The following is a 12,143-nucleotide window of genomic DNA, read 5'->3' as shown; positions in this document are numbered from 1 at the left end:
GCTCAAGACCAGTCGCCCTCGGGCGTGCCATTGAAGCGTTTCTTCAGGTCAGCCCAGCAGTCGATGTAATTGTCCTGCCGGGTTTCGAGTTCGGCGCCGTAGCGGGTCAGCATCTGCGGAAAGCGGGTCTCGAACATGAAAGCCATGGTGTTGTCGAGCTTGACCGGTTTCAGGTCGGCGCGCGAGGCTTTTTCGAAGCCAGGCGCATCCGGGCCATGGGCCAGCATCAGATTGTGCAGGCTAATGCCGCCGGGCACGAAGCCTTCTTCCTTGGCATCGTACTGGCCGTGGATCAGCCCCATGAACTCGCTCATGATGTTGCGGTGATACCAGGGCGGCCGAAACGTATTCTCGGCCACCAGCCAGCGCGGCGGGAAGATGACGAAATCGATATTGGCGGTCCCTTCCTCGCCGCTCGGCGCGGTGAGCACGGTGAAGATCGACGGGTCGGGATGGTCGAACAGCAGCGCGCCGACCGGCGAAAAGGTCGCCAGATCATATTTGTAGGGGGCGTAGTTGCCGTGCCATGCCACCACGTCGAGCGGCGAATGGCCGATCTCGGTGACGTGGAAATTGCCGCACCATTTCACGATCAGCCGGCACGGCGTTTCCTTCTCCTCGAACCACGCGCATGGCGTCTTGAAATCGCGCGGATTGGCCAGGCAATTGGCGCCGATCGGGCCGCGGTCAGGCAGCGTCAGCTTGGCGCCGTAGTTCTCGCAGACATAGCCGCGCACTTCGGTGTCGACCAATTCGACCTTGAAGACGAGGCCGCGCGGCAGCACGCAGATTTCGCCCGGCCGAAGCTCGATGACACCCATCTCGGTGACCAAGCGCAAGCTGCCCACCTGCGGCACGACAAGCAGTTCACCGTCGGCGTTGAAGAGATGGTCGTCGACCATCGAGCGATTGGCGACATAGACATGGGCTGCCATGCCGGTCTGCCCGAGCACGTCACCGGCTGTGGTGATGGTGCGCATGCCCTGGATGAAATCGGTCGGCTCGTTCGGCATCGGCACCGGATTCCAGCGGTACTGGCCAAGCGCCAGCTCGTGATCGCCGACATTGGGGGCAGTCTTCCACAGCGGATAGCTGGCGGCCCTGAACCGGCCCGTGTGCCTGACGCTCGGACGGATGCGATAGAGCCAGGAGCGCTCATTGGTGCCGCGCGGCGCGGTGAAGGGCGAACCGGAAAGCTGTTCGGCATAGAGGCCGTAGGCCGGCCGCTGCGGCGAGTTGCGTCCCTGCGGCAGCGAGCCGGGCAGTGTCTCGGTCTCAAAATCGTTGCCGAAGCCCGGCATGTAGGAAAAGGCCATCGCTTCCTCCCGGATTGACCAAACTTGTTTCATTTGTAACCATTGAAAATGTAACTATCAATCTTCCGTTTTTCCGGATGCGGACAATGGACATTCTCGAACTCGAAAGCTTCCTGCCCTACCGGCTGTATCGCCTCGCCGATGCCATCAGCCGCGAATTCTCGACGGTCTATAAGGACCGCCATGGCCTGACCCGGCCCGAATGGCGCACGTTATCGGGGTTGGGACAGCGCGGCACGATGACCGCGACGGAACTTGGCGAACAATCGGCCATGCACAAGACCAAGGTTTCGCGGGCGGTAGCCGAGTTGGAACGCCGGCGCTGGCTGGTGCGGACGCCTGACGAGAACGACCGCCGCGTCGAGCACCTGACACTGACGAAGGCCGGGCTCGCTGCCTATCGCGAGATGGTGCCGCTGGCGAAGGCGTTTGAGAGAGAGTTGCTGGCGAAGTTTGGCGTGGACGCACGTGCGGCGATTATGAGCGGGATGGCGGCACTGGAGATGGCGTTGGAAGGAAAATAGAGTTGATAGGCTGGCAGGACAGAGGGGGCGCGAAGGAACTCCACGTCTCTGTCGACGCGTCTCACCAGTCCATCACCACCTTGCCCGAACTGCCGCTCCTCATCGCATCGAACCCAAACTGGAAATCATCGACGCCGATGCGATGCGTGATTAGGCCGGTCACATCGAGCGGGCCCTGCACCAGGGCGATCATCTTGTACCAGGTCTCGAACATTTCGCGGCCATAGATGCCCTTCAAGTGCAGCATCTTGAAGATGACCTTGTTCCAGTCGATCTCGAAGCCGGTCGGCGCTATGCCGAGGATGGCGATCTTGCCGCCATTGTTCATGGTATCGATCATGTCGCGGAAGGCGGGCGCGGCGCCCGACATTTCGAGACCGACGTCGAATCCCTCGGTCATGCCGAGCACCGGCATAACATCGCGCAGCTTTTCCTTCGAGGCATCGACGACATGCTGGACGCCGAGCTTTTTCGCCAGCGCCAGCCGCACCGGGTTGATGTCGGTGATGACGACCTTGCGCGCGCCGACGCACTGCGCGACCAATGCGCCCATGATGCCGATCGGTCCGGCGCCGGTGACCAACACATCCTCGCCGACCAGATCGAAGGACAGCGCCGTGTGGACGGCATTGCCCAAGGGGTCAAAGATCGCGGCAATCTCGTCCGGAACATCGTCGGGAATCGGCACGACATTGTGCTGCGGGATCGCCAGATATTCGCCGAAGGCGCCAGGACGGTTGACGCCGACGCCGAGCGTGTTGCGGCACAGATGTCCCCTGCCCGCACGACAGTTGCGGCAGTGGCCGCAGACAATGTGGCCCTCGCCCGACACGCGCTGGCCGACCTTGTATTCGGTAACCGCAGCACCAAAGTCGGCGACCGTGCCGACGAATTCATGGCCGGTGACCATCGGCACCGGCACGGTCTTCTGCGCCCACTGGTCCCAGTTGTAGATATGCACGTCGGTGCCGCAGATCGCCGTCTTCTTGACCTTGATCAACACGTCGTTGGGGCCGATCTCCGGCACCGGCACCTCTTCCATCCAGATGCCCGGCTCGGCCTTGGCCTTCACCAGCGCCTTCATCATGTTCGACATTCTTTTGTCCCTTGAATCTCTTGATCCGGAATCGCTTTTCGGCGCCGGCCGTTCAGGAAATCACACCCAATTCCCTACCGACCGCACCGAATGCCTCCACCGCGCGGTCGATATCAGCGCTGGAATGCGCCGCCGACATTTGGGTGCGGATGCGCGCCTGGCCTTTCGGCACGACCGGGAACGAAAAGCCGATGACATAGATGCCACGCTTCAGCATGCGCGCGGCCATTTCCTGCGCCAGCGTCGCATCACCGAGCATCACCGGTATGATCGGATGATCGGCGCCTGCCAGCGTGAAGCCAAGCTTACGCATCTGGGACCGGAACCGCGCCGCATTGGCATATAGGCGCTCGCGCAAGGCATCGCCATTGCGGATCAGGTCGAACACCTTGATCGAGGCACCGGCGATCGCCGGCATCAGCGTGTTGGAAAAGAGATAGGGCCGCGAGCGCTGGCGCAGCCAGTCGACGACCTGGCTTTTGCCAGAGGTATATCCGCCGGAAGCGCCGCCGAGCGCCTTGCCGAGCGTGCCGGTGATAATGTCCACCCTACCCTCGACGCCGCAATGTTCGGCCGAGCCGCGGCCGTTTGCACCGACGAAACCAACTGCATGGCTGTCGTCGACCATCACCATCGCGTCGTATTTCTCGGCGAGATCGCAGACACCTCGGAGATTGGCGATGATGCCGTCCATGGAAAACACGCCGTCGGTGGCGATCAGCCGGAAGCGGCAATCCTTCGCTTCCTGCAATCGCGCCTCGAGATCGGCCATGTCGTTATTGGCGTAGCGGAAGCGTTTGGCCTTCGACAGCCTGACACCATCGATGATCGAGGCGTGGTTCAACGCATCCGAGATAACAGCATCCTCTTCGCCAAGCAGCGTCTCGAACAGGCCGCCATTGGCGTCGAAGCAGGAGCCGTAGAGGATGGTGTCCTCCAGGCTGAGGAAGGATGAAATTGTCGCCTCGAGTTGTTTATGTTCCTCTTGGGTGCCGCAGATGAAGCGCACCGAGGCCATGCCGTAGCCGTAGCGATCGAGCGCCTGCGTGGCCGCCGCGCGCAGGTCCGCGCTGTCGGCAAGGCCGAGATAATTGTTGGCGCAGAAATTCAATACTTTCTCGCCGCCGACCTCGATTTCGGCCGACTGCATCGAGGAAATCACCCGCTCGGACTTGTAAAGGCCGGCGGATTTCAGCCCTGCAAGCTCGCTGTCGATATGGGAGAGAAATGCTGCGGTCATGATCAGGCCTCGTTTGACGTGGGCAGACTGTCGTCCCGCCGGCGCAAAAAATCCATCGCAAAAGCGACCGGATCAGGTGGCCGGGCAGCATCAGCCGGGATGCAATGGACATTGCTCAAGTGACAGCCCGGGAACGCATGGACTGACGAATGCTCAAATGCGGGCTTGCGGCGAAAGAGCCCGATAACCATTTCGCGATTTCTCCCCGCCTCCCCCTTGCCGGCCGGCCGTCGACTTCCGGTCCTGTTAACGTTTGCAGTTCAATGGTGCTCATACAGAAATCCGTTGGCGAGAGGACCGCCCCCGAACATGTCTCAGCAGCCGGTGCAAACCGTTTCAGGCAAGCTCATACTGCTGATCAAAGCTGGCTACTGGCTGGCGCTGCTGATCATTGCCGCCATGGTGGCGGCCTCCTTCGTCCTGCTGCAGCAGACGATGGCCACGCAGCAGCACAACAACACGCTGCTCGACATCGTCGGCACGCAAAAAACGTTATCGCAGCGCATCGTTTTCCTTGCCAGCGCAACGGGCGCCGCCTCGCGCGACAAGCAGCCAGCGCTGGTTAGCGCGCTGAAGCAGGCCACGGCTGAGTTCGAGACAAGTTATGATCTGCTGCTCAAGCAGACAGGCGCGGATCCGCAATCGCCTGCCAAGCTCGATCCGAAGTCGATCGAGAGCGTGCTTTTCGCCAAACCCTTCCATCTCGACTATTTCTCGGTTGGCCTGATCGCCAATGGCGATCGGCTGGTCTCGGCCTTTGAATCGCAACTCAACCAGCTCGACAATGGGGGCTACAAGGGCGGCGCCGAACGAGTCAACCTCGATGCCTCGGTCGCCAATGCCACGCTGTCGGGCTATGCCGCGCTCGGCCAGCGTATCAGTGCGGATGCCGACGAGCGCTCCGAGAAGCTGCTCACCCTCCATCGCACGCTGTTCTACGCCACCCTCGGTGTCATCCTGCTGGTGGCGCTGTTCATCTTCAGGCCGATGTCCAACGCGATCCTGCGCAAGACACGTGAACTGGTCGATGCGCGCAATTCGATGGCCTTCATCGCGGTGCATGACGGCCTCACTGGCCTGCACAACCGCACCTTCCTGACCGACCATTTCGAGACGCTGATCAAGGGCGCGCATCGCCGGCGCGAACGCCTGGCCGTGGTCCAGCTCGACCTCGACCGCTTCAAGCAGATCAACGATACGCTGGGCCACGCTGCCGGCGACTATGTCCTGGTGGTGACCGCACAGCGCATGCGCGATTCCTGCCGGGCGTCGGATCTGTGCGCGCGGCTTGGTGGCGACGAATTCGTGATGATCCTCAACGGAGCCGGCAACACCGAGGACATCAACATGCTGGCACGGCGCATCCTGGTGCACATCAATGAGCCCATCGTGTTCCAGGGCACCACCATCCTTCCGGGCGCCAGCGGCGGCATCGCCGTCTACCCGATCGATGCCGACAATGCGCAAGACCTGCTCGTCCATGCCGATCTGGCGCTTTACTCCGCCAAAAAAATGGGTGGCGGCAACTTCTCGTTCTTCTCAGAGGAACTGCGTCGCGAGCTCGACTACCGCAAGCAGCTCGAACACGACATCAAGGTCGCCATTTCCGAAAAGGCGTTCCAGGTCTATTTCCAGCCGCAGGTCTCGCTGACCGACGGCACCATCAGCGGCATCGAAGCGCTCGTGCGATGGAACCATGCCGAGCGCGGCATGATCTCGCCGGGCGAGTTCATTCCGGTCGCTGAGAAATGCGGCTTCATGCCGGAGATCGGCCGCATCGTGATCAGCAAGGCGATCAACGAGGCCGCTGAATGGAACCGTGCCGGGATTGCCTTCGGGCGGCTTGCCGTCAATGTCTCGGGCACCGAGTTGCGCGAGCACGATTTCGATGCGTTTCTGTTCGAGACGTTGGAGAAGGCCGGACTACCGCCACAGAAACTGTCGCTGGAAATCGTCGAATCCGTCATTCTCGACGACGAGAAGACAGGCATCGCGGCGAAGCTGCGCCACATCAGGGCGGCCGGCGTCCATCTGGAGCTCGACGATTTCGGCACCGGCTATGCTTCGCTCAGCCACGTCAATCCCAACGAGATCGACCGGCTCAAGATCGACCGCCGCTTCGTCCAGAACATCCATGAGAATGGAGACAACTCCAAGATCGTGCGCGCCATCACGGAGCTTGCCCGGGGGTTGGGCATCTCCATCGTCGCCGAGGGCGCCGAAACCGAGGCGGAACTCGATTCGCTGATGGCAATCGGCTGCGACCAGGTGCAAGGCTATTCGATCGCTTTTCCGATGCCGCATGACAAGGCGCTTGAATGGCTGACCGCCCGCATGCCGAAGAAAGCCAGGCTGACGGTATTGCAGGGAAGCCTGGCGTAGGTGGAGCCCGGCCAGCCTTGACAAGTAGCCGCGAAAATGGCGGCCTGCCCTGATCGCAACGGGATAGCGGCCGCATGACATTCCTTCGGCTTGCCCTGGCAGCCATGTTGATGCCGGCGTTGCCGGCCTATGGCGCGCATCGCACCATCTATCTCACCTTCGACGACGGTCCGCTGAACGGCACGAGCAACATCCTCGATGTCTTGGAGGCGGCGCAGGTGCCGGCAACGCTGTTCATGGTCGGCATGCATGCCGAAGCCAGTGCGTCCAACAAGGCGTTGGTACGCCGCGCCAAGGCGATGCCGCTGGTGACGATCGGCAACCACAGCTACAGTCACGCCTACAATCACTACCGGCACTTCTATGGCGATACGGTAGGCGTGGTTGCCGACATGCTCATGGCCAATGCCGTATTGGGCCTGAAGCCGGCGGTGCACGCCCGCCTGCCGGGACGCGATGTGTTCCGGCTGCCTTCGATGTCGAAGAACGACAATTCGCTTGGACAGGCGCAAGCCGGGCGTGAGGATCCCGACTATGAGTTTGTCGCGGCGTCCGGCTTTTATCTCTATGGCTGGGATCACGAGTGGTGCACAAGGACAGCGGCGAGCCGGTGCAGAGCGTCGACCATCTGGTCAGCGAGATCGATCACTTGTTCGGCTACGGCCATTTCGCCAAACCGGGCAAGTTGATCCTGCTCATGCACGACGAGATGTTTCAGGACGGCTTTGACGGCAAGACGCAATTGACCAAGCTGATCACCGCATTGAAACTGCGCCACTATGCGTTTGGAATAATCAAGAGCTATGACGACTGAGCCATCAGGTCGGCACTGCTAGCTCCCCACATTCTCCCGCAACGCCGCGAGCACCTGTGCAAACTCAGCCAGACGCTCATCGGACAGTCCGGTGCGAAGCCGCTTGTCGAAGACGAGCGCGGCTTGCCGCAACGTCTCGAACAGCGCTTCTCCCGCCTCCGTCAATTCCACCATGTGAACCCGTCGGTTGACGGGGTCGCGCCGCCGCGTCAGCAGGCCCTGCACCTCCATCGCATTGAGATGATGGGTCAGCGTCGCACCCTGGATGCCGATCATGCCGGCAAGTTCGCGTTGATTGGCAAGCTCGCTCGACTTGACCGACAGCAGCGTGAGCCAGACCGGCAAGGTCCCCCCCGCTTCAACCAAGGCAGCGTCGAAGGCCTGGGTAACAAGCTTGGCGGTGCGGCCGAGATTCATGCCGACCGGCGGGCGTTCAAACGGTGTCATGATCTGACAGTAGAGCAAGCAATGGAAACGTGAAACTCGGCTTCATGATTGACATCTAACCGTTAGATATCTAACTTTGTCTTATTGATGGCATCGCGACATGGTTGCGGCGCGCAGGCGGCGGGCGAATGAGAGGAATGCGGTCATGCAATATGTTTATATCGTCGTCATCGGCCTGCACGTCATGGCCGGCGTCTTCTGGGCCGGCACGACCATCGCGGTTGCCCGCGATCCGGACATCCGGGCAGAGCGGTTCTTCCGGCCGCAAATGGGCGCGGCCGGTTTGGCTTTCCTGACCGGTTTGCTGCTCTGGTATTTCTTTCATGAGGGTGCTTTCGGCTCGATGGAGAAGGTACTGGCGCTCGGCATTTTGACGGCGCTGATCGCCGCTGGCGTGCAAGGCGCGCTTGTGGGCTCCTCCAGCAGGCAGCTAGCCGGCGCCGATGCCGCAACCCAAACAGAGCTGCGCGCAAAGATGACCAGGGGCGAACGCATCGCCGGCGGGCTGCTGGTCATCACCGTGCTTTGCATGGCGACCGCCAAGATGTTTTAGAATCGCACGGCCGGTGAAAGCCGACCATGCGCGGCGCGCAAAGGACCAGAGCGGTAGGTGGCTCTCCTTGCAAAGGCCGTTGCGCGCCATCTGGTCGTGATCAAATCCTGATCCCGAACCTTATGCCGTCATAGATGGCGGCGTGGATGTTGCGCGAGGCGACCGCATCCCCGATGCGGAACACGACGAAACCACCTTCCGAATTGCGTGATGGGAAGATATCGCCGCCGCTCACCAGCCGCTCATAATCGATCGCGCCGCCATTCCTCGACAGCGGCTTTAGCGACAGATAGAGGTCGTCAAGCGGCGCCGTGCCGTGCTCGACCACCACCTGGTCGACCCTGCGCTCCCCGCGCCAGCCATCGGCAAAATCCGAAGCGAGTTCCGCGACCAATTGATTGCCCTCGCGCCGCACAGAGCGCAGGCGTGTGTTGATGGTGATGGTGACGCCCCTTTCCTGGAAGGCGCGCATGTACGGCACGTGGTTCATGCCGCCCATTTCGGGGGCGAAGAACCGCTCTGGCGAAACCAGTTCCAATTTCGAGCCGCCGTTGGCAATCAGTTCGGCCGCGCCCATGCCCTGATGGCCGCCATTATCGTCAAAGAGAAGAACATTCTCGGCCGGCTTGACGCTGCCGGCCATGATATCCCAGCTCGAGATGACGAGATTGTCGCCGGAGGCCAGCGGCGGGTTCTGCGGCAGGCCGCCGGTGGCGACGACCACCACGTCAGGGCCCAGGGCCAGGACGTCGTCCTGCTCGGCCCAGGTGTCGTAGCGGATCTCGACGCCGAGCCGTTCGAGCTCGGCCAGACGCCAGTCGATGATGCCGATCAACTCCTTGCGGCGTGGGTTCTGGGTCGCCAGGCGGACCTGGCCACCCGCTTGTGATGATGCTTCCAGGATCGTGACCTGATGGCCGCGCTCGGCCGCGACGCGCGCCGCCTCCAGTCCGCCGGCGCCGGCGCCGACGACCACGACTTTCCGCCTAGGCCCTTCCGTCTTGGCAATGATATGTGGGATATCCGCCTCGCGGCCGGTCGCCGCATTGTGGACGCACAGCGCCTCGCCGCCTTCGTAGATGCGATCCAGACAATAGGTGGCGCCGACACAGGGACGGATCTCGTGCTCGCGGCCCTCCATCACCTTCCTGATGATGTGCGGATCGGCGATGTGGGCGCGGGTCATGCCGACCATGTCGAGCTTGCCGGTGGCGATCGCATGGCGCGCGGTGGCGACATCGGAAATGCGCGCCGCGTGGAAGGTCGGGAATTTCGTCGCCGCCCTCACCTCGCCGGCGAAATCGAGATGCGGCGAAGACCGCATGCCGGTCACCGGGATCACCTTTGTGAGCGCCGCATCGGTCTCGATCGAACCACGGATGATGTTGAGGAAATCGACCTTGCCGGAGCCGGCCAGCCGCCTGGCGATCTCGACGCCCTCCTCCTTCGACAGGCCTTTCTCGAAATCCTCGTCGGCGACCATGCGGATGCCGACGACGAATTTCTCGCCGACCGCCGCTCGCACCGCATCAAGCACCATGTTGGTGAAGCGCAGGCGATTGTCGAGCGAACCGCCATATTCGTCACCGCGATGATTGGTGGCAGGCGACCAGAAGCCGTCCATCAGATGGCCGTAGGATTCGAACTCGATGCCGTCGAGCCCGGCTGCCTGGCAGCGCTGGGCCGCCGATGCATAGTCGGCGACGATGCGCTCGATATCCCACTCCTCGATACTCTTGGGGAAAGCACGATGCGCCGGCTCGCGCACCGGCGAGGCTGACAGCACCGGCAGCCAGTCGGCCTTGTTCCAGCCGGTGCGGCGGCCAAGATGGGTGATCTGGATCATCACCTTGCAATCGTGCTCGTGGCAGGCGTCAGCGAGTTCGGCCAGCCACGGCACGATGCGGTCGTCATAGACATGCAAATTGCCGAAGGCGGCTGGGCTGTCGCGCGAAACGATGGCCGAGCCTGCGGTCATGGTCAGCGCCATGCCGCCCTTGGCCTTTTCGGCATGGTAGAGCCGATAGCGCTGCTTCGGCATGCCGTCCTCCGAGTAGGCCGGCTCGTGGCTGGTCGACATCACCCGATTCTTCAGCGTCAAATGCTTGAGCTGGTAAGGTTGGAGAAGCGGGTCGTTGCTGATCATCGTCTTCCTGCCGTTTTAATTTGTGCTAATGAGCGGCAAATCCAAGGAAACCGCTTATGATCGATACCAAAACCCTCACCCAGCTCGGCACGCACGTCGAGACGCCACAGAGCCCCGAAGCTGCGGTCCTGGAAACCGTGCCGTTTTCTCGCGGCGACGGACCGCCGGCGATCGTGCGCTTCACCTGCCCGGAATTCACCTCGCTCTGCCCGGTGACCGGACAGCCGGATTTCGCTCATATCGTCATCGACTACGCACCCGATGCCGCCCTGGTGGAATCGAAGTCGCTGAAGCTGTTCATGACCTCGTTTCGCAACCATGGCGCTTTCCATGAAGACTGTACGGTGATGATCGGACGTCGCATCGTGGCCGCGACCAAGCCGCTCTGGTTGCGCATAGGCGGCTATTGGTATCCACGCGGCGGCATTCCGATCGACGTGTTCTGGCAAACCGGCTCTCCGCCGGAAGGCGCCTGGCTGCCGGACACCGGCGTCGCCCCCTATCGCGGGCGCGGCTAGTTCGGCCATCATTCGCACTGGTACTGGCTTAACGCCCATTCGCCGGTCACCGACAAAAGGTCCGATATCTTCCATTCGCCGCCGACCTTCTTGAATTTCCATTCGAGGCGGTGCGGGTTGCCGCCGACGACGAAGGCGACGATGACCTTGGCCTGATCGCCATTGATCGCTTCGAGCGTCTTCAGGCTTTTGTCGATCTCGGCCTTGTCGTAGTCCGCATTGTCGAGCGCCATGTTGGGGTCCAGGCACTCGCCCTGCCCGGATTTGCGCAAGGCATCGCTCTTGTCGAGCACGGTTTTAGCCGGGTCGGTGAAATGGCCGCGCTGGGCCGGATCGACCTCCAGGCCGACCTGATCGTAAAACGGCCGCACCACCGCTGTCGGCGATCCCGGCTGGATGGGGGCGGCAGGCTCGCTCGGCGGCCATGCGACGGGCGGCGTCGCCGGCTCCGCGGCTTCGCCAGGCGCGGTTGCCGGCGGTGTCCGGCCGTCATCAGGCGCGGTCCCAGCAGGCGCATTTGCCGGCGGCCCGCCCAACAGGCCCTGAGCGGATGCGCCGTTCAAGCCAGCCGCCAGCAGGCACATGGCCGACAATGACAGGAGCGCGCGACCGGCCATTGCTTCACTCCGGATCTTGGCCCGCCATGCATTCGAGCTGGCTCAGCGTCCAGTCGCTGGTCTTCGATGCAATGTCCGATATCTTCCATTTGCCGTCGACCTTCTTCAGCGACCAGTGCATTTCGCGCGGCGCATCGTCTCCTTCCGGAAAAAGACTGAAGTTCGCCACCACTTGCGCCGTGTCGCCATCCACCGTCTCAGACAGCTTCAGTGTCTTGGAAAAGGTCTTTTGGTCGAAATCCTGCGCATCGAGGCCGGGGTCGAAGTCGATACAGGCGACCTGGTCCGGATTCTTCTTGGTCGCCTGGTCGTTGAGGTCGAACAGTTTCGTCACCGGCTCGGTGAAGCGATCGCGGTATTGTGCGTCGGCCTCGAACTTGACCTGCGGGACATAGAAGAACTTCACGGCGTCGGAAGCCGGACCGGCCACGGCGGCGGCGGGCAAGGCTATCGAAAGGGCGGCAAGGAGCACTGTCAGTCTCATGCAGAA

12 protein-coding genes are annotated in these 12,143 nt (G+C 62.0%); 5 read left to right on the top strand and 7 right to left on the bottom strand.

The genetic code is table 11. The features are described 5' to 3' along the window. Positions 1-2 precede the first annotated feature (2 nt). Positions 3-1,316 (bottom strand): homogentisate 1,2-dioxygenase, encoded by a 1,314-nt coding sequence (hmgA, locus tag FJ960_RS12630; protein ID WP_140714250.1) that lies wholly within the window; start codon positions 1,314-1,316, stop codon positions 3-5. An 86-nt stretch (positions 1,317-1,402) separates the two neighbouring features. Between hmgA and FJ960_RS12625 the strand changes: the two genes are divergently transcribed. Further along, positions 1,403-1,840, top strand: coding sequence for a MarR family transcriptional regulator (locus tag FJ960_RS12625; protein ID WP_181174218.1), 438 nt, complete (start codon positions 1,403-1,405; stop codon positions 1,838-1,840). A gap of 61 nt (positions 1,841-1,901) precedes the next feature. On the opposite strand, the gene tdh is transcribed toward FJ960_RS12625, so the two are convergent. Next, entirely contained in the window at positions 1,902-2,936 is a 1,035-nt protein-coding gene (gene tdh, locus FJ960_RS12620; protein ID WP_140714248.1) for an L-threonine 3-dehydrogenase, read from the bottom strand. 52 nt (positions 2,937-2,988) lie between these two features. Then, positions 2,989-4,176 (bottom strand): glycine C-acetyltransferase, encoded by a 1,188-nt coding sequence (locus FJ960_RS12615; RefSeq protein WP_140714246.1) that lies wholly within the window; start codon positions 4,174-4,176, stop codon positions 2,989-2,991. A gap of 309 nt (positions 4,177-4,485) precedes the next feature. Here FJ960_RS12615 and FJ960_RS12610 point away from each other — a divergent pair, with 309 nt between their 5' ends. Beyond that, a complete protein-coding gene (locus FJ960_RS12610) occupies positions 4,486-6,558 on the top strand; it encodes an EAL domain-containing protein (protein ID WP_027143127.1) in 2,073 nt (690 codons plus the stop codon). 74 nt (positions 6,559-6,632) lie between these two features. Beyond that, positions 6,633-7,247 (top strand): polysaccharide deacetylase family protein, encoded by a 615-nt coding sequence (locus tag FJ960_RS12605; RefSeq protein ID WP_246672744.1) that lies wholly within the window; start codon positions 6,633-6,635, stop codon positions 7,245-7,247. 143 nt (positions 7,248-7,390) lie between these two features. Here FJ960_RS12605 and FJ960_RS12600 read toward each other — a convergent pair whose 3' ends face one another. Continuing rightward, a complete protein-coding gene (locus tag FJ960_RS12600) occupies positions 7,391-7,819 on the bottom strand; it encodes a MarR family winged helix-turn-helix transcriptional regulator (RefSeq protein ID WP_140714244.1) in 429 nt (142 codons plus the stop codon). A 145-nt stretch (positions 7,820-7,964) separates the two neighbouring features. On the opposite strand from FJ960_RS12600, the gene FJ960_RS12595 reads away from it, so the two are divergent. Then, on the top strand, positions 7,965-8,372 hold the full coding sequence (locus FJ960_RS12595; protein WP_140507285.1) for a hypothetical protein: 408 nt from the start codon (positions 7,965-7,967) through the stop codon (positions 8,370-8,372). A gap of 100 nt (positions 8,373-8,472) precedes the next feature. On the opposite strand, the gene FJ960_RS12590 is transcribed toward FJ960_RS12595, so the two are convergent. Then, positions 8,473-10,518: an NADH:flavin oxidoreductase gene (locus FJ960_RS12590; protein ID WP_140714242.1), complete on the bottom strand. Its 2,046-nt coding sequence runs from the start codon at positions 10,516-10,518 to the stop codon at positions 8,473-8,475. A gap of 56 nt (positions 10,519-10,574) precedes the next feature. Between FJ960_RS12590 and queF the strand changes: the two genes are divergently transcribed. After that, entirely contained in the window at positions 10,575-11,036 is a 462-nt protein-coding gene (gene queF / locus FJ960_RS12585) for a preQ(1) synthase (RefSeq protein ID WP_140507287.1), read from the top strand. Between the two features lie 8 nt (positions 11,037-11,044). On the opposite strand, the gene FJ960_RS12580 is transcribed toward queF, so the two are convergent. Both FJ960_RS12580 and FJ960_RS12575 read right to left on the bottom strand, forming a co-directional pair. Then, the gene (locus FJ960_RS12580) at positions 11,045-11,653 is read right to left on the bottom strand and encodes a hypothetical protein (protein WP_140714240.1); all 609 of its coding nucleotides are present in this window, start codon (positions 11,651-11,653) and stop codon (positions 11,045-11,047) included. A gap of 4 nt (positions 11,654-11,657) precedes the next feature. Continuing rightward, positions 11,658-12,137 carry a DUF3828 domain-containing protein gene (locus FJ960_RS12575; RefSeq protein WP_140714238.1) on the bottom strand — a complete coding sequence of 160 codons (480 nt, stop codon included), beginning with the start codon at positions 12,135-12,137 and terminating at the stop codon, positions 11,658-11,660. Between the last annotated feature and the right edge of the window lie 6 nt (positions 12,138-12,143).

This window comes from Mesorhizobium sp. B2-3-11 (genome assembly GCF_006442215.1).
GTDB lineage: Bacteria > Pseudomonadota > Alphaproteobacteria > Rhizobiales > Rhizobiaceae > Mesorhizobium > Mesorhizobium salmacidum.
This window is presented reverse-complemented; position numbering and strand designations above follow the sequence as displayed.